Source organism: Ruminococcus sp. B05 (assembly GCF_003628495.1).
Lineage (GTDB): Bacteria > Bacillota > Clostridia > Lachnospirales > Lachnospiraceae > Schaedlerella > Schaedlerella hominis.
In genome coordinates this window covers 67299-83964 of sequence record NZ_RBZR01000012.1, presented here as the reverse complement: position 1 = coordinate 83964, position 16666 = coordinate 67299, and the positions used below count along the sequence as shown (strand labels likewise).

16 protein-coding genes and 7 pseudogenes are annotated in these 16666 nt (G+C 38.3%); 3 read left to right on the top strand and 20 right to left on the bottom strand.

Going from position 1 to position 16666, the window contains the following annotated elements:
- Positions 1–93: 93 nt before the first annotated feature.
- Positions 94–186: pseudogene (locus tag D8Q48_RS10445) on the top strand (23S rRNA (adenine(2058)-N(6))-methyltransferase Erm(B)); the annotation flags it as partial.
- Between the two features lie 169 nt (positions 187–355).
- Positions 356–616, top strand: a pseudogene (locus tag D8Q48_RS10435) (topoisomerase DNA-binding C4 zinc finger domain-containing protein); the annotation flags it as partial.
- Positions 617–793: 177 nt separating this feature from the next.
- On the opposite strand, the gene D8Q48_RS10430 reads toward D8Q48_RS10435, so the two are convergent.
- From D8Q48_RS10430 to D8Q48_RS10375, 14 genes and pseudogenes are all read right to left on the bottom strand, one after another.
- On the bottom strand, positions 794–1210 hold the full coding sequence (locus D8Q48_RS10430) for a hypothetical protein (RefSeq protein ID WP_008787625.1): 417 nt from the start codon (positions 1208–1210) through the stop codon (positions 794–796).
- Positions 1207–1410, bottom strand: a complete 204-nt coding sequence (locus tag D8Q48_RS10425) for a helix-turn-helix transcriptional regulator (RefSeq protein ID WP_008787624.1) — start codon at positions 1408–1410, stop codon at positions 1207–1209. The genes D8Q48_RS10430 and D8Q48_RS10425 overlap by 4 nt, the downstream gene beginning before the upstream one ends.
- A 100-nt stretch (positions 1411–1510) precedes the next feature.
- Positions 1511–2422: a conjugal transfer protein gene (locus D8Q48_RS10420; protein WP_008787623.1), complete on the bottom strand. Its 912-nt coding sequence runs from the start codon at positions 2420–2422 to the stop codon at positions 1511–1513.
- 17 nt (positions 2423–2439) lie between these two features.
- On the bottom strand, positions 2440–3447 hold the full coding sequence (locus D8Q48_RS10415) for a bifunctional lysozyme/C40 family peptidase (protein WP_008787622.1): 1008 nt from the start codon (positions 3445–3447) through the stop codon (positions 2440–2442).
- Positions 3444–4007, bottom strand: a pseudogene (locus D8Q48_RS17900) (YtxH domain-containing protein); the annotation flags it as partial. The pseudogene D8Q48_RS17900 and the gene D8Q48_RS10415, both read right to left, overlap by 4 nt.
- Positions 4005–4574: pseudogene (locus D8Q48_RS17895) on the bottom strand (ATP/GTP-binding protein); the annotation flags it as partial. The pseudogenes D8Q48_RS17900 and D8Q48_RS17895, both read right to left, overlap by 3 nt.
- Positions 4552–4950 (bottom strand): conjugal transfer protein, encoded by a 399-nt coding sequence (locus tag D8Q48_RS10405; RefSeq protein WP_118487944.1) that lies wholly within the window; start codon positions 4948–4950, stop codon positions 4552–4554. The pseudogene D8Q48_RS17895 and the gene D8Q48_RS10405, both read right to left, overlap by 23 nt.
- Positions 4951–5066: 116 nt before the next feature.
- Positions 5067–5510: an antirestriction protein ArdA gene (locus tag D8Q48_RS17360; RefSeq protein WP_330514599.1), complete on the bottom strand. Its 444-nt coding sequence runs from the start codon at positions 5508–5510 to the stop codon at positions 5067–5069.
- Positions 5505–6353: pseudogene (locus tag D8Q48_RS10400) on the bottom strand (FtsK/SpoIIIE domain-containing protein); the annotation flags it as partial. The gene D8Q48_RS17360 and the pseudogene D8Q48_RS10400, both read right to left, overlap by 6 nt.
- A gap of 68 nt (positions 6354–6421) precedes the next feature.
- Positions 6422–6625, bottom strand: a complete 204-nt coding sequence (locus tag D8Q48_RS10395; protein WP_008787613.1) for a helix-turn-helix transcriptional regulator — start codon at positions 6623–6625, stop codon at positions 6422–6424.
- Between the two features lie 3 nt (positions 6626–6628).
- A complete protein-coding gene (locus D8Q48_RS10390) occupies positions 6629–7270 on the bottom strand; it encodes a DUF3796 domain-containing protein (RefSeq protein WP_017143883.1) in 642 nt (213 codons plus the stop codon).
- Positions 7271–7386: 116 nt separating this feature from the next.
- Positions 7387–7770, bottom strand: a complete 384-nt coding sequence (locus tag D8Q48_RS10385) for a YdcP family protein (protein WP_008787611.1) — start codon at positions 7768–7770, stop codon at positions 7387–7389.
- A gap of 15 nt (positions 7771–7785) precedes the next feature.
- Positions 7786–7854, bottom strand: a pseudogene (locus D8Q48_RS10380) (conjugal transfer protein); the annotation flags it as partial.
- Positions 7850–10063 (bottom strand): annotated as a pseudogene (locus D8Q48_RS10375) (SrtB-anchored collagen-binding adhesin); the annotation flags it as partial. The pseudogenes D8Q48_RS10380 and D8Q48_RS10375, both read right to left, overlap by 5 nt.
- A gap of 353 nt (positions 10064–10416) precedes the next feature.
- Between D8Q48_RS10375 and D8Q48_RS10370 the strand changes: the two are divergent.
- Positions 10417–11361 (top strand): AEC family transporter, encoded by a 945-nt coding sequence (locus D8Q48_RS10370; RefSeq protein WP_121056420.1) that lies wholly within the window; start codon positions 10417–10419, stop codon positions 11359–11361.
- A gap of 48 nt (positions 11362–11409) precedes the next feature.
- Here D8Q48_RS10370 and nagB read toward each other — a convergent pair whose 3' ends face one another.
- The 6 genes from nagB to D8Q48_RS10340 form a co-directional block, all read right to left on the bottom strand.
- Positions 11410–12141, bottom strand: a complete 732-nt coding sequence (nagB, locus tag D8Q48_RS10365) for a glucosamine-6-phosphate deaminase (protein ID WP_118737702.1) — start codon at positions 12139–12141, stop codon at positions 11410–11412.
- 18 nt (positions 12142–12159) lie between these two features.
- Positions 12160–12975, bottom strand: a complete 816-nt coding sequence (locus D8Q48_RS10360) for a Cof-type HAD-IIB family hydrolase (RefSeq protein ID WP_121056419.1) — start codon at positions 12973–12975, stop codon at positions 12160–12162.
- A gap of 35 nt (positions 12976–13010) precedes the next feature.
- Positions 13011–13970: a 6-phosphofructokinase gene (gene pfkA, locus D8Q48_RS10355; RefSeq protein ID WP_121056418.1), complete on the bottom strand. Its 960-nt coding sequence runs from the start codon at positions 13968–13970 to the stop codon at positions 13011–13013.
- 71 nt (positions 13971–14041) lie between these two features.
- Complete coding sequence (locus D8Q48_RS10350) at positions 14042–15055, bottom strand: SIS domain-containing protein (RefSeq protein ID WP_022075235.1); 1014 nt, start codon at positions 15053–15055, stop codon at positions 14042–14044.
- A gap of 84 nt (positions 15056–15139) precedes the next feature.
- Positions 15140–15784 (bottom strand): HAD family hydrolase, encoded by a 645-nt coding sequence (locus D8Q48_RS10345; protein WP_118737699.1) that lies wholly within the window; start codon positions 15782–15784, stop codon positions 15140–15142.
- Positions 15785–15786: 2 nt separating this feature from the next.
- Complete coding sequence (locus D8Q48_RS10340) at positions 15787–16644, bottom strand: PfkB family carbohydrate kinase (RefSeq protein WP_121056417.1); 858 nt, start codon at positions 16642–16644, stop codon at positions 15787–15789.
- Between the last annotated feature and the right edge of the window lie 22 nt (positions 16645–16666).

Here is a 16666-nt window from a genome sequence, read left to right as displayed (position 1 = left end):
TGTTTACTAAAAATCAGTTTCATCAAGCAATGAAACACGCCAAAGTAAACAATTTAAGTACCGTTACTTATGAGCAAGTATTGTCTATTTTTAAAACACGCCAAAGTAAACAATTTAAGTACCGTTACTTATGAGCAAGTATTGTCTATTTTTAATAGTTATCTATTATTTAACGGGAGGAAATAATTCTATGAGTCGCTTTTTTAAATTTGGAAAGTTACACGTTACTAAAGGGAATGGAGATAAATTATTAGATATACTACTGACAGCTTCCAAGAAGCTAAAGAGGTCCCTAGCGCCTACGGGGAATTTGTATCGATAAGGGGTACAAATTCCCACTAAGCGCTCGGGACCCCTTGTAGGAAAATGTCCTAAGTGTGGCAACAATATTGTATTAAAAAAATCGTTTTATGGTTGTTCAAATTATCCTGAATGTAAGTTTACTTTAGCTGAACATTTTAGAAAGAAAAAACTAACCAAAACGAATGTAAAAGAATTACTGGAGGGAAAAGAAACCCTGGTAAAAGGAATCAAAAACAAAGAGAAAAAGCCCTACAATGCCGTTGTAAAAATTGGGGAAAAGGGATATATTGATTTTATCTCTTTTTCAAAATAAACATAAAAGCCCTTTAAAGAGGGCTTTTATATATTAATCACAAATCACTTATCACAAATCACAAGTGATTAATCACAAATCACTTGTGATTTGTGATTCTTAATGATACAATATTACTATACAAAAAAAGAATGGGGCGTAGTTATGGAGAAGGAAAAACTAAAAATACTTGAAGAATTAAGACGTATTTTTATCTAAATAACGAGCTGTTATAACCCATGTAATTTGTCCGATAGCAATAACTCCTGCTATCGAAAAAAACACAACTTTACTCATATATCCCATAAAGACAAGAGCAAATAATACAAGAACCAATAATGTAAGTGTTACTTTATAAGCATTCGCAAGAGAAGCATTAGTAATTGCGATATTTCTTTCATCATTTTCTAATATTTGCATTTCTTTTGTTGGCTTACTGAATATATCACAACCCATAAAAATCAATATTATTCCAATAAGCGTTGTACCATAGACAACCAAATCTGGACGAGGTACGGGCAATAGTTGGTGTACGCCTAAACCATAAGTTAGTAAACCACCTAAAAAGATTATTACACCGATAAATAATTCAACTTTTTGTATCTTATGTTTCATTTGCTTTCCTCCTCATAAATAAATATTTCTTCAATACTCATTTGAAAGTACCTTGCAATTTTAAAAGCTAAGATAATAGAGGGATTGTAGCGTCCATTTTCTAAAGAGCCTATTGTTTGACGAGATACTTCAAGAGCAGTCGCTAAATCTTCTTGTTTAATACCTCTTTGTTTTCGTAATTCTTCTAAACGATTTTTCACAACATACCCCTTTCTTGAACAAATGGAAAGTTTGCTTTCCTTTTCTAATCTTATGATACTCCTGCAAGTAAAGAATGTCAAGCAAACTTTCCATATTTTATTATCCTACAATCTTCCAGTTGCTATCCTTATGTAGCACAAGTTCATACTGCGATATTTGTGTAGCCTTTGTCTGATTATCAAGGAATTTCACAGCAACTTTGACTTTCACATTGTCCCCGTCCTTTGTAAAGATAGGGTTTACCAGTTCAGCATAAATGTAGTCCCTGCCGATAGGCTCAAGCACATTTCCCGATACATAGTAGGCAAGCTCTTTTTCTGTGGCTGTCGGGTACAGCTTAAAGAATGTTTCAAGAAATGCAGTAGCGTCATTGACGGTATCAGCGTCTACACTTGCATTTGCTTCTGGTGTCTTAGGCTCATAATCTGATTTCTCGATTGCTGGTGCAAGGGTAGGGTTCTGAACGATTACCATATCCCCGTCAGCGTCTACATGGACTTTTACGGTATAGGTTGCTTTCACATTGCTTGTCTGTTCTCCCTCTTTTATCTGCTGATCCACTTCGTAGGTAGCAGAAAAAGTGTCCGTTCCCGACTGTTCAATACTCCATACAATCACATCTGTAACTGTGGAGCTGGTCGGTATATCGGTTCTAATGGTATCCACATTCAAGTCCTGCAATTCCTTTGTCAGATAACCGCTGATTGCCTGCGTCCTTGCTTCAATCGCTTCTTTGCTGTTACTCCATGTGTAGTAGGGCTTTGCAAAGTTCTTCACAAAATTTTCTATCCCGTTGGTGTCCTGCAAGCGAAGCTCTATGATTTCTTTTTCATGGGTCGTGTGCTGGTCGATAGCCGTAAAATTCTTATACGCCCCAAAGCTCACGCTTGCGATAAGCACCACCCACAATGCAATCACGGATTTTTTATGTGTGCCTACCTTGAAAGTACGCACCTTTTTTTCTTTGGGTTCTTTGATAGTTTCTGTCTGTTTCTTATTCTTTCTAAACATGATGAAATCCTCACTTTCTATTGTTTTACTCGTCCTGCACCGATTAAGTGCTGTTGCCAGTAACTACTACTTAGGTCTGCATATCCTATCGGGTCGCCTGCGTGGTACATCTGTGTCGGCGAAACAAGAATACCGACGTGTGTTACATAACTTCCAGCGTTATAGGTAGAATGGAAAAATACCAAGTCCCCAGCCTTTGCCTGCGAAAGTGGAAGATGTTGGGTTGCGTCATACTGTGCTTGTGCGGTTCTCGGTAAGGAGATACCAGCTTTTCCATAGCACCATTGCGTCAGTCCCGAACAGTCAAAAGAAGTGTTGGGATTGCTACCGCCATACACATATTTCCAGCCTTGATATTTTAACGCTTCATTCATGACCTTTTGTGCCAGCTCTCCCGATACCTGCGGAACAGTTAAATACTGATTGACTAATTCGACGTAAAATTGATTGCCATACTGATACCGCCAACCCCCGTTCTTCGCAACGGCTATCGGGTTGGTGTAGGTTACTTTCTTTCCACCCGATTTCTCACGGGCGAAGCTCTCTGCAAGGTTAAAGGTGTGTTTCTTTCCTTTTCCTGCCACATATCCCACATAACCACCGCCATAGTTATAGGACTGTATCGCTACATTCAAATCGTCGATACCTTGATTTTTACAGGAAGAAAGCAGGGACGCAAAATACTTACACCCCTGCTTGATTGAGCTTTCCGTATCTAAAGAGTTGGGCGGTAAACCAAGACTTTCTGAACTCTGCATAACATCTTCTGCCGTACCGCCACTTTCTACTTGAATGATAGCCAGTAGCACGTTGACATACTCGGAGATACCGTTTTCTCTGGCGTATTTTTCCACCATAGGCTGATGTTTCAAGACTTCTGCGGATAAATTCATACCCGTAATGCCAGAAGAAAAGTTGCTGTTCTCGTCGTCGCTGTCCGCACTAATGAGGACACCAAAGAAAAGGACTATGGAAAAGAGGATAGGAAACAGACTGCCAATAAGAGCGATATGTTTCAGTTTCATTTTTTCTTCTGTCCTTTCTTCGTTACAAGGTTACGGTTCTTTTCGGTATGTTCCGTTGTACGCTTTGATTGTTCAAAGGTCTGTTTCTTTGTAGTACGCTCTGCTTTGTAATTCTGGCGTGTTTCCTGCGATACTACTTTTTCTACATTCTGCCTATGTACTGGCTGTGCAGGCTGGGTCGCTTTCTTATCAGAAGCACCAGAAGATAACGGACGCTCTTTCACAACATTTGTCTTGACTGGTTCACTTGCTTTTGAAGTGGTCGCTGTGGCAGGACGTTTCACTTCCTGCATTTTTTCCGCACTCGGCTTTGGAATGGTTGAAGCTGTGGCTGGTCGCTCATGGGGACGGGTAGCTCCCGTTGTCGCTGATCCGTCCGTCTTTCTTTGTCTTGCTTCTTGTGCCTTTTGAAGCTCCATACGTTTGTCAGCGATATTCTGTCTATGCTGTTCCTGCTTTTCCAAGCGTCCCGTCTGTCTGGACTGCTGTTCCTGCACCATGCCACGCTTGAAGTCTGATACGCTGGACTTTGCCTTTTCCTTTGCGGAATACACCGCATACCCAAAATCATGGATTTCCAAGCGACGCACCTTAAAGCGACGGGAGATTTTATTTTCCAGCAACTTTTCCATTTTCATATAACGGTTGATTTCATCATTCGGCATGGAAACAAAGTCATTCATCAGCGTGTGGTTCACTTCATGGAGAAATTCCTTGAATGTCAGCCACGCCGATTTTTTGATGTTCTTCAGATTGAGCTGTTCTTCCGTAACCATGAGCTTAAAGCCAAGAAAAAAGCGGTAGTCCACTTGATTGTCCCCAATCATTGATACTAACGCTTCGGTCTGTTCGTCTATCTTCTGGCAGGCAACTTCCTTTAATTTCCCCGTAACCAGCTTCTTTGACTGCTCCTGCATACTTCGTATTGAGCTTTCCGTTGCAATCTGCAACGCATGAATTTTTCCCTCACGGGACTGTGCGATAAGCTGTCGGAAACTGTCATGCACGATAAATTTCTGCTCTGCGGATAGGAAAGAATAGTTGTATGGTATCAGCTCATAATAAGCAAACACCTCATTGTCCTTATTCCAGACAAGGTTATTGTCAATATATTTTATCGGGAACATAGTTCACACTCCTTACTGCCGTGATTGTTTCATTGAATATCTGCTTATGCAGTTTTACGGCTTTTCCTGCATAAGTGATTTTCGGTCGCAGGGCATAGGTTATCTGTGATTTCAAAAAGCTGTACGGCTTCTTTCCGTCAAAGGTTTTCTGCGACATAAACCATGTGAGAGCAACGGGAATACCAAAGTATTTGAGAAATGCTCCCTCAATCATGGAAAGTGGGGGAATATCCCCAAACAGAATAATGAGAAATTCCGTAATCACAAACCATGTAATCTGTGTAAAGGTAACGGGAAAGGGTAAGTTAAAGTCATTGATTGCATACAAGACTTTTTCCACGTTCCAGATACCCGTATAAGATTTAATCTTTTTCAAGTTCTTTCAGCTCCTTTCGTAAGTTTCTAAATAGAAAAGGACAGCCATTTTCAGACTGTCCCTTAAAGAGAAATACGCTGTCAGTAACAACAATGCTTGTCGCTGATCTTCCAGCGTTAATATGGTATCTCGCACATACCTCGGCTTGTTTCAATAAAGCAACCGCCCATATCCAAATCTCGCCCGTAGGCTTCATAGTCAATGTAATTCTGTAAGCTGGGTGGAATGTCCCCAAGTGCCTGCAATTCGTCTATGTAGTAATAGGCAACGTCTGTCATAGTTTCACAGTCGGGATAATAATAAATATCGTCCTTGTGTTCCACGACTTCTTCCAGCGTCCCGTAGTGGCTGATAAATTCGTCCAGACACTCTACAATATAGTCGGGAAGTTCCTCTATCATTTCATACATCTCATTGAGTTCTTCAATGGAAACATACTCGCCAATCGCAATGGGGAAGTTGTCGGTATCATGGATAGCGTATTCCTCATACTGTTCATTCAAGCCGATTTTTTCTTTCACATCTTCCTCGTCAATGGGGAACGTGAACCAATCTATCATTTCTTCTTTAGTATGGTAGACGTTTGGCATGACTGTTCCCAAGTCCGCAAGGTCGCTGTTCTTTGGGTCTAAAATGTAAAGGACAGCGTTTGTATGCAGTAAGGCTTCAATGAGCGTCAGCAGAAAATAGGTTTTACCGCCACCAGTCCCACCAGCAATCAGAGCGTGAGGGAGTGCGTCATATTCCCAGACAAGATTTTTCATCAGTCTAAGACAGCCATTTTCTGCCCGTACTTCATCAATGGTAATGCGGTTCGCTATCATATCATAAAGCAGGGTATATTCAATATAGCCGTCATGCAGGGTCTTGTCAGTCAGCTCGCAATACAAGCCACTTTCCAGCTTATCCTCTAACCGTAAAAGCTGGTCTTGATATTTTCCCAGCGTGATTTCACAGCGGATATGAAGCAAGCCTTTTTCCATTTGATAATAAATCTTTGGAAACCAGACGATTTTTTCCCTTGATCTGCTTTGCAGGTCAGTAAAAAAACCGCTGTCTTGTACGGTATCGGCTTCATACCACTTGTTTTCCAGTACCATTCTTGCCAGCTTTTGACGGTGCAGGAGCTTCTTGAAACTGTCGTAACAGAATCGGTAATACCCAAAAGCGACCAATGCACAAACACCAGTCGCTATCAGTATAGTTATGAAGTTGTAAGGGCAAAGCGTCAAGCCGTTCTCTAACAAGCTGAAATGCTCCCAATCGGTACGCATGAGCTGTTTACTATTCAGTAGCAGGAGAACCGCCACGAATACAAACAGAAGCGTTCCTATGGAAAAGTGGTAAACAAGGTGCTTGTCGCTGGCTCTGATACGGTGTCCTTTATTCCAAATCTTACGCATAAAACAATCTCTCCTTTCTGTGTACGAAAAAAGCAGTCAATCCTAAGACTAACTGCTTTAAACTGTCTTTATTCAAAAATAAATATATCTTCTATCGGAGCTTTTACAGCTCTTGAAATATCTATTGCCAATTTAAGTGACGGATTATATTGTGCTTTTTCTAATCTCATAATAGTTTCACGACGAACACCTACAATGTCAGCGAGTTGTTCTTGTGTTAATTCTTGTGCTACACGATATTTTTTTAAATTACATACAAACTTTGCTTCCATAATTTATTCCCTTTTTTCATAACGATATAATAAATAGTTGCTAAGAAAAAGAACAAGAGCATAGATAAGTGAAACAGAAATCAGCATAAACATTGCACACCACTCAACATTACGGGAAAACATACCTATTGCCATAAGCCAGATAACTACAAATAATAGTTTAAAACCTATCTTGTAAGCTTCTAATTGTGCCTTACGTTTATTTTCTTGAAAAAGCTCATCTTCTAAGATATGAGAAAGTTTACCTTCAAAGAAAAAACTGAAAAAACCAAAAAATATGAAAAAAGCAAAAGGAAATATTTCTCCAAATTTATAGTATGTCCAAAATCCGCCAAACCCCAGAAAACCAAACATTCCACAAAATCCCCAGTAAGGAGAAATTGTTCTTGAATATCGTTTTTCCCTGCTGTTTTTTGAAAAGACATTTTTAAAGCAGATAATTACTATATAGATAGCATATAGTGCTATTAAAGCTCCAATTACTAACATAGGAATATCCTTGTAAGAAAATACATATTCCGACATATCCATATTTTTGACCCAGCGTCCATTATTGTATAATAGGGAGTAGATTGTACCAACAATAAGCAATAAAGCACACCCTACCCCCATAAAAATAATTTTTTTAATTTGTTTCTTTGACATATTTATCTCTCCTTTCAAATGAGATGTTTTTGTATCTTTATGAGATAAATATATCACTCCGCATTGTTTGTGTCAATCAAAATTGGTCAATCAAAATTAAGACAAATACATCACTTTTATTTCTTCGGCTGTCCCTGCGTTGTAGGGTTCTGTGGACTGCCTGCGTTCTGGTTGCCTTTATTCTTCAATACAATATCCTCTGCCTTTACATACCAGTCCACATCTGCACCCGTATAAGTCTTTCTTGATACCGTATCGGCTACGGGATTGACAAGCTCCACAACTGCATTGTACGGAAATTCCCTTAACGGTACTTCTGGCGGTACGGACACGGGGATAATTCCACCATGCAGACTGCACTTCAAATCATAGATACGCTTTTTAAGCTGGGTACTCGGTGTCCCGTCCTCATTTTGTAAGAACACATCACGCACCGCTGTAAATTTTAATTCTCCAAATGTTTTCTCTTTGTCAATAACAAACCCGTTTGATAATCTCATAAATTCTTCACTCCTTTACTTTTCTTCAACTGCTACAATATCATCAGCAACTAACACATAATCGGTATGTCCCATATCCCCGATATTTTGTGCCTTTGGTAAGTCCGTCTAATTTGACAGTATCAACGATTGTAACCTCTTTTCCTGCAAGGATTGTCTTTTCGCCGTCCTTGCTGGTCGCTGTGGTATGGATAGAGATTTCTTTTTCGTATTCATCAGTCAAAGTCCCTAAATCAATCACAAGGTTATTTCTTGATACCACGATTTCAAAAGGTGGGATAAGTTTAAAACCTTTGTTGCTGTCGCATTTCATTTCTTCAATGATGTAAGTATCATAAGGCAATGCACCCTTGCTGTCGTCTGGTTCAGAAGTTCCAAACCACACACCGTCCTCGCTGGTCTTGCCTGCGTTGGTATTGTGCTTATGAGAAGCCCAGTCAGCAGAAGTGGAGAATTGCCCGTTATCATCAGTTACTACAACATGACTTTCTCCCGTCGTCTTGCTTGTGATCCGAAACGGAACATCAGCAAGACGCTTGTGTGTGCCTGCACCGATTTTTACGCCCTCAATATCCCCACGCTTAATCTGATTGTAGATAGAATGAGATTCGTCGGTTAAGTCCACGATTTTTCCATTTTCTGTGATTGTAAAATCAATCGGTTTTACACCGTCAGTTAAGTAACCGTCGGGAGCTTCACTTTCAACGATACGGAAGTTTCCATAAGGTAAAAGGTCAGAAGAAGTAGAAGCGACACCCTCAAGGTCTGTATGGATTGTTTTTACCACTTCATTTTTCTTGTATAGCTTGCCCTCAACCAAAACAGAATTATCATTTAAGGAAATGATGTCAAAGGCAGTATCTTTCAAAGTGGCACTTCCTTGTGGCTTCGTATCGCCCGTTTCTAAATCTCGTTTCTGAATTTTCACACCGCCACGGATAATCTTATCTGATACGGAAAACTGGTTACTTCCAGATAATACGGCAAGGTCGCCGTCCTCGGTAATCTGTGTTACATATAAGCCCTTAATCTGTTCGGACTTATCGCCAGCCTGCATATATGCACCATCAAGCAAGTAACCGTTTGGAGCTTTTGTTTCCTCAACGGTTAGTGTTCCTAAAGGAAGAACCGCTTTGCCGTCCTGCATATAGAAACTGTCGCCAGATACCTTGTAAGCGTCCCCTAATTTTGTGATGTAATGGGTTGTCCCGTCGCTGTCTGTTTCGGCGATTGTCTTTGTAACCCATGTACGAGTAGCTTCGGCAGGGAGATTGTCTTTGTTATAGAAGCCAGCATAATACTTCCATGTAAATTCCGCACCTGCTAGAGAAGCGTTCCCCTGCGGATTGTCTTTCTGTGTTTCCATATCAATCTTGAAAAGCTCAATCAAAGTGTCCGTTACTTTTGGTATATCTGATACTTTCAAGGTCGCTGTCTTTCCAGCTTCAACCTTTAAGGAATATACAGTTTTATCTACTTTATATCCTGCTGGTGCAGAAAGTTCCTTGATATAAACTGTGCCAGCCTTTACCTCTACAACATCTGTATTTCCGTTTTCATCAGTCGTAAGGGTGGCAAGCTGTTTCGTGCAGTCCTTATCAGAAAAGACACCATAGGTCGCACCAGCGACAGAGTAATTCCCGTTACCGTCTGTAATACTGGTATTACTGGAAGTCTTTTGCAGTTTCGCATTTCCGACATTTAATTTCGCCCAGAATTGCCCCAATTCCTGCCCCTCGCCAGAGTAGATATAACCGCCACATTCATAGCGTCCTTTGTTTTCTTTAACAAAGGCTTTTGCACCAGAGAAAACTTCGTCCTGCGTAGCTTTTGGAATTTCATCATAAGAAGCTCGCACGTTGTCGCATTGCCAGCCAAGATGTACGCTCAATCTCTGCCAGACCACACATTGTTCCAACAGATAGACTTGCTTGTAGTTCAATTCCTTGTGAGTTTCGCCATACTGTTTGACATACTCTAAGGATAACGCCACATCTGAAATCTGGTCGGCACTCATGCGTGAGCTTGCGTCAGCTCTGGTCTTGTAGCCATTCTTAAAATCTGTATTGATGTCGATACAATAGGCAGTTTCGCCCTCGACTTTCATATAACCCTCATTGAATGTCGAACCGATAGAACCGTCATTCATTACTTTTTCAATGATACCGACACGCTCTGCACTTTCCGTCCAGTATTGCTTACTTTCTGCATGGACGGGTGTAGTCGGTAAAGCAGTAACGACAGTTGCAAGAGCTAAGAAGCCCGTACACAATCGTTTCCATGTCTTTTTCATAAATCTAATGCTCCTTTCATTTTAGGTAATAAAATAGCCGTCCAATAAGAACGGCTGGAAATAGAAAAGGAACGTCATTTTAGGCGTTCCATAGTCTATGAAATATTCAATTTTTTGTTGTTTCAATACGGATGTGCTGTACCATATCTTTGCATATCTAAGAAAACTTGCGTATCAAGGCTCATTCTTTAGTAGTAAATAAGTAGTAAATTGATGTGTTTGTTTTCTTGAAAATGCTGATAGATACTGTGTTTTAGCGGATAATCAGATTTTTATTGTGTTTTTTCTATAAAAACACACCATTTCCTAAAACATATGCTATGATAAGCATATGTTTTAGGAGGCTTATTTAAATGGATAATTTAATTTTTAGCTTAAATGCTACCGTCCCAATCTTTTTACTTATGGTTCTGGGACTATTTTTTCGAAAATTGAACTGGATTGATGAAGAATTTGCCACGAAAATGAATGCTTTTGTATTTCGTGTCCCACTCCCGGTTATGCTGTTTGCTGACTTGGCAAAAGTTGACTTTAAAAGTGCCTGGAATGGTAAATTCGTTCTTTTCTGTTTTATAGCAACACTGCTGAGCATTATTTTAGTTGCGCTTTTTTCTCTTCTTTGGAAAGATAAAACCATTCAGGGAGAGTTTATTCAGGCGTCTTACCGAAGCAGTGCCGCCATTCTCGGTATTGCATTTATCCAAAATATATACGGCAATACCGGTATGGCTCCGCTTATGATCATCGGAAGCGTTCCTCTCTATAATATTATGGCAGTTATTGTCCTGTCATTTTTCCAGCCGGAACAAAAAGGCCTGGACTCGAAGGTTCTGAAAAAGACTCTGATCGGGATTCTCACAAATCCGATTATTCTTGGTATTGTTGCCGGATTTATATGGTCTGCACTAAAAATACCAATGCCACAGATTTTAAATAAGACTGCAACCAGCATTGGAGCTACCGCAACACCGCTTGGGTTAATGGCTATGGGAGCTATGTTTGATATTCACAAGGCTCTTGGCAAGGCAAAACCAGCAGTTACCGCAACTTTTATCAAACTTATCGGACTTTGTGCTTTATTTCTTCCGATTGCAGTTTTACTTGGATTTCGAAACGAAGAATTACTTGCGATACTCGTAATGCTTGGGTCAGGAACAACTGTTGCCTGCTATGTCATGTCTCGTAATATGGGGCATGAGGGTGTATTAACATCCAGTGTTGTTATGCTGACAACATTATTTAGTTCCTTTACTGTGACAGGGTGGCTGTATATTTTAAAAACACTTGGATTAATTTGAAAAAACCACCGGCAGAATCTCTTCAAATGATTCTGCCGGTGGTTTTTTTCAAATATCTAATTTACTCAATGCTGCTTTATCTGCAATCACTGTTACATCATGATGTAATTGAAGTATTGATGCCGGTACATGTGGCGATATCTCCTCTCCAAACGATTTTTTCACTGCCTCCGCTTTATCTTCTCCACTAATAATAATGAGAATTTTTCTAGCTGACATAATTGTTCCTATTCCCATGGTATATGCCTGTTTCGGCACCTGTTCTTTTGATTCAAAAAAACGTTGATTTGCTTGAATTGTTTTCTCTGATAAAGAAACACAGTGTGTTTGTTTTACAAAAACTTCAGCTGGTTCATTAAAACCAATATGACCATTGTGTCCCAACCCTAATAACTGAAGATCAACACCTCCCAGACCTGCAATTAGTTTCTCATATCTTTGACATTCCTCATTTTGATTCTCATTCATTCCGTCTGGCACAAATGTATTCTGTAGTTCAATATTTACTCTCGAAAATAAATGCTGATTCATAAAGTAATGATAACTCTGCTTATTTTCTGCATCAATCCCCTTATATTCATCCAAATTTACTGTATGTATTTTCGAAAAATCTAAATCTCCTTTTTTATACCATTCTGTCAATTGGTCATAAACTCCTATCGGAGTAGATCCTGTTGCTAATCCTATGACTGATTCCGGCTTTAATATCATTTGTGCAGAAATAACATTTGCTGCTTTTCTACTCATATCTTTATAATCCTGTGCTTCTATAATCCTCATATTTGGTCTCCTTTATTTTCATGCGATTTCTTTCCAAAAATGTTTTACGGCCTCAGCAACACCATCTTGATCATTCGAAAGTGTAACAAAATCAGATTTTTCTTTTAGCACTGGTTGTGCATTATCCATTGCCACACCTATTCCTGCATATTCAATCATCGTAAGATCATTTAGCCCATCTCCACATGCTACCATCTCTTTTCGAGAACAATCCAGATATCGCAAGAGTTTTTCTAAAGATTTTGCTTTATCAATTAAAGGTGGCATAATTTCCAGGAAAAATGGTTCGGATCGATATATACTTAACTCATCTTTAAAATATTCTTGTAATTTTTTCTCTAATCTTTCTAAATATGTTCCATCACCTGTAATAAGACATTTTGTAATTGGGAAGGAAATATATTGTATAAAATCTTCTACCCCTTTTATTTTCATCTTATTAATAAAAGATTCTTTTTCTACATAAAAATCTTTCGGCGTTTCTGTTATCAACGAATCATTTTCATATGTGAGAAGTGCTACTTTTTTATCCTTTACCTGCTCATAAATTTCTTGAACATACGAATATTCTATTGTTTGTTCAAATATTGTTTTTTTTGTACTGCACTCTACAATCTTTCCTCCATTAAACGCTAGAATATAGCCACCATATTTTTCTAATTCTAACTCTCTTGCTAACGGCCAGATTCCATATTCTGGACGACCTGAAGCAAGTACAATATGTACTCCTTTTTTTTGTAAATTTAATAATATTTTCTTAGTATAATCTGTAATTTTTTTCTTTGAATTTGTTAATGTTCCATCTAAATCAAGAACAAGAACTTTATATTTCATTCTATATCTCTCCAAAATTCAATTTATTATGTTTCTTAAAAGCTAATTTCCATCATCATATTATATAAATCCATATCCAATGGTTTCTTCATCTTCAGAGCTTCTTGGATATCATAATCTACTAGATTTCCCTGTTGCAAAGCAACTACACGATTGGTTTTGCCCTCTTCAAGAAGCTTCACTGCATAATATCCCATGCGAGTTGCATTTACCCTATCTTTCAATGTCGGATTTCCACCTCTTTGAACATGTCCTAATATTGTGGCACGACTATCAATTCCTGTTTTTTCCTGAATCTGCGTGGCTATTTCTACAGGGTTTCCGTACACTTCTGAAACAATAACAATAAAATGGTCTTTTCCTGACTCACGAATTTTTTTGATATTTTCTACAACTTCATCAATTGGGGTAGGAATCTCTTCTGTGATAATCTGAACAGCTCCTGTTGCAATACCTGTATTTAATGCAATATGTCCTGCATGTCTTCCCATCACTTCGACTACGCTACACCGTTCATGTGACTGACACGTATCATTTAATTTGTCTACACATTCTACTACAGTATTCATTGCTGTATCATATCCAATTGTATATTCTGTTGAAGCAATATCATTATCTATTGTTCCTGGAACCCCAATACATGGCAAACCTAATTCTGACAAATATCCTGCTCCTCGATATGAACCATCTCCTCCTATTACGACCAATCCATCTAATCCAATTTCTTTTGCATTTTGAAATGCTTTTTCGCGATATGCAGCTTCATAAAACTCCATACATCTTGCTGTTTTTAAAATAGTTCCTCCCGAATGGATTATTCCCGAAACGCTTTCTCTGTCCATAACATGATAATTTTTTTCAAGAATCCCATTATATCCTTTAATAAACCCTATCGGTTGAATTCCATTTGCAATTGCCGTTTTTACAACCGCACGAATTGCCGCGTTCATTCCCGGAGCATCTCCACCACTAGTAAGTACTCCTATTTTTTTCATTATGTTCACCTTCCTCATATTACAAAAGGGAAGCAGATCCCCCTGCCTCCCTTTCGCTTGTTTTCTATTTATTAATATTCCATCTGACGATAGTATCTTCTAGTTGTAAGTGGATGATTTCTCTCTTTTTCAAGATGGCAACTTAATCTTTCTGTAATTGCATACATGATCATTGGAGAAACAATTTTTCTGTATTCAGCATCTGTAAATGGAAGTTCAACTTCTTTTGTATCAAAAATATTAATAACTTTTGTTACTTTCTCAGAGAAGTTTTTAACACGATCCATTAATGGTCTTGTCTCATCTTCTCCGTAGAAGAGGATTAAGCTTGTATCTTCTTCTACAAGTTCCAGTGTTCCATGGAAATATTCTGCTGCATGGATAGATTTTGTTTTAATCCACTGCATCTCTTCGAGGATACACATTGCATAGTCGTAAGCTTCTCCCCAAAGCATTCCAGATCCGATTACCATATGATAATCTGTATCTTTATGTTCTACTGCCATTTTTGCACATCTATCTTCATACTGCTCTTTTGCTTTCAAGAGATATGGAACAATCTTGCTGTACTGCTCTACAAACTCATCATATTTATCAAATTCTCCTGCATTCTTTTTGAATCTTGCCAGTAATGTAATCATATATGTATAAATTGCTTCACACAGGCAATCATCTTCTGCGAAACTGAAGAACTTATAATCTGCATATTCACAAGCTGGTGTATTATCATTTGATACATATACCAGAGTTCTTGCTCCTGCCTCTTTACAATATTTGATTGCTGCTACAATCTCTTTTGTATTTCCACTTCTTGTAGAGAATACACATACTGAATCTTTTGTGAATCTCTTATGTCCTGATACCATGAATTCTGCTGCAATTACTGAGTGTGTTTCAATCTCTGAAGTTGTATCAAACCAATATTTCATTGGAAGTGAATGTGCATAAGTTCCGCCGCATCCAATAAAGAAAATGTTTGAATACCCCTCCTGGCAAATCTCATCAACTGCTTTCTCAATCTGTGGTCTTAATGCAATTGCATCTCCTACAACTTTTTCGTAACGTGGTACATCAAAATTAAACATCTTATTTTCCTCCTTAAATTTAAGTGTTATCTTGTCCGTTGATGTAATAATACATCATATAACATTATATGTAAAGTGGTTTTTTTAATTTTTTAAAAATTTTTTTATTTCATTCAAAATATCCAATAGTTCCCGTGGCTCATTTATGGAATAATCTGCCATTTTCAGCTCTTCCTCTGTTCCACATCCATATTTACAGGCAACAAACAAAATACGATTTGCCTGCGCTGCTTCAAAGTCATAACACCTGTCACCTACTAATATTGCGAACTCTGGATTTTCATCCTGTAAAAAACGGGCTAATGATTCCACTTTTCCTTTTCCTGGAATAATAGGTCTTACTCGATCTATTTTTTCACGCAAATCAAGTTTGTCCAATACCTCTTCTATATACTCTTCATCGGCGTTTGAGCATACTGCTGTTTTATATCCTCTTTCATGAAGAGAATCCAGCATATCTCCTACACCTTCATATTCCTCAACAGAATTATGAAATATTGTTCTATAATAACCAGATACTAATTTCCAGAAATTATCCGCTTCTTCGCTTTTTTTCTGTCCAAAAAATTTGAGATTGGTCACTTCTACCGGTTCACCTATCGTGCAGCGAATAGCATCTTCTGTCCAAACTGGTATATTCATTTTTTCCATTGCCAATTCAATTGATGGAATCATAAATTTATCTGTTCGACTCAATGTTCCATCTAAATCAAAAATAATATATTTCATTTCTATTCCTCAATCTGATTTTTAAACCCAAAGCCACCCTCTCGCAAGCAGTTGTCTGATGAATAATGTGCTGCATCATCCATGGCTGCCTTGATCACATCTGCCTGCAAAACAACGCCCTTTTTCCATCCTTTTTTCAGCAAAGATACAATCAATGCCGCAAGATAAGAATCACCTGCTCCCATTGTGTCAACAGGTTCTACAAAATAGACTTTTCCTTTTATAAATTCGCTTCCATTGTAAAAAATCTGTCCACGGCCACCCATAGTCGCAATTACATTTTTGCACCCATGCGCATAAACTTTTTTTAATAGTTCCTGTATTTCTGGTTCTTCCATATGGTCGCAGGAAAATTGTCCCAATTCCAAGTATGGACATGTCATATTTAAAAACTCTTCTGTACGATATTTATCTTTTACTGAAAAATCAAAGGTCACCATTCCTGTTAAATCTTTTAATTTATATACATCTTCATGCAATTTGGCATTACAACTTGTATGGATCACGTCAAAAGTTTTTAGATATTCCACCTCTTCTGTACGAATTGTCGTTGTATGTGCCCATTTTGTCCCCAAATCACATCCTATATAATGTCTTTCACCATCAATTACATTCACATCACATTTTTTTGTTGTTGCTTCCGGATCAAAGATACATTGAGATAAATCTACTCCTAAACTTTCCAAAGCATTTTTCAATATTTTCCCTTCTCTGTCTGCTCCGATGATTCCTACATATGCAGCCTCTGCGCCAAGAAGTGCTGCATGAGCAGCAACGTTAACTGCATTCCCACCTGGGAACATAATCCCCATATTCATATAACGATCTATTACATTATCGCCGATTCCTGCTATTTTCATATTTTTTTACCTCTAAAAAAGG

Excerpts from the sequence above, each read along its gene's own strand:
- D8Q48_RS10370 (WP_121056420.1), top strand. The coding sequence starts at position 10,417 with ATGGATAATTTAATTTTTAGCTTAAATGCTACCGTCCCAATCTTTTTA.
- D8Q48_RS17360 (WP_330514599.1), bottom strand. The coding sequence starts at position 5,510 with ATGATAGATTGGTTCACGTTCCCCATTGACGAGGAAGATGTGAAAGAA.
- D8Q48_RS10395 (WP_008787613.1), bottom strand. The coding sequence starts at position 6,625 with ATGGAAGCAAAGTTTGTATGTAATTTAAAAAAATATCGTGTAGCACAA.
- D8Q48_RS10430 (WP_008787625.1), bottom strand. The coding sequence starts at position 1,210 with ATGAAACATAAGATACAAAAAGTTGAATTATTTATCGGTGTAATAATC.
- D8Q48_RS10385 (WP_008787611.1), bottom strand. The coding sequence starts at position 7,770 with ATGAGATTATCAAACGGGTTTGTTATTGACAAAGAGAAAACATTTGGA.
- D8Q48_RS10340 (WP_121056417.1), bottom strand. The coding sequence starts at position 16,644 with ATGAAAATAGCAGGAATCGGCGATAATGTAATAGATCGTTATATGAAT.
- pfkA (WP_121056418.1), bottom strand. The coding sequence starts at position 13,970 with ATGAAAAAAATAGGAGTACTTACTAGTGGTGGAGATGCTCCGGGAATG.
- D8Q48_RS10360 (WP_121056419.1), bottom strand. The coding sequence starts at position 12,975 with ATGAAATATAAAGTTCTTGTTCTTGATTTAGATGGAACATTAACAAAT.
- D8Q48_RS10415 (WP_008787622.1), bottom strand. The coding sequence starts at position 3,447 with ATGAAACTGAAACATATCGCTCTTATTGGCAGTCTGTTTCCTATCCTC.
- D8Q48_RS10350 (WP_022075235.1), bottom strand. The coding sequence starts at position 15,055 with ATGTTTAATTTTGATGTACCACGTTACGAAAAAGTTGTAGGAGATGCA.
- nagB (WP_118737702.1), bottom strand. The coding sequence starts at position 12,141 with ATGAGGATTATAGAAGCACAGGATTATAAAGATATGAGTAGAAAAGCA.
- D8Q48_RS10345 (WP_118737699.1), bottom strand. The coding sequence starts at position 15,784 with ATGAAATATATTATTTTTGATTTAGATGGAACATTGAGTCGAACAGAT.
- D8Q48_RS10390 (WP_017143883.1), bottom strand. The coding sequence starts at position 7,270 with ATGTCAAAGAAACAAATTAAAAAAATTATTTTTATGGGGGTAGGGTGT.
- D8Q48_RS10420 (WP_008787623.1), bottom strand. The coding sequence starts at position 2,422 with ATGTTTAGAAAGAATAAGAAACAGACAGAAACTATCAAAGAACCCAAA.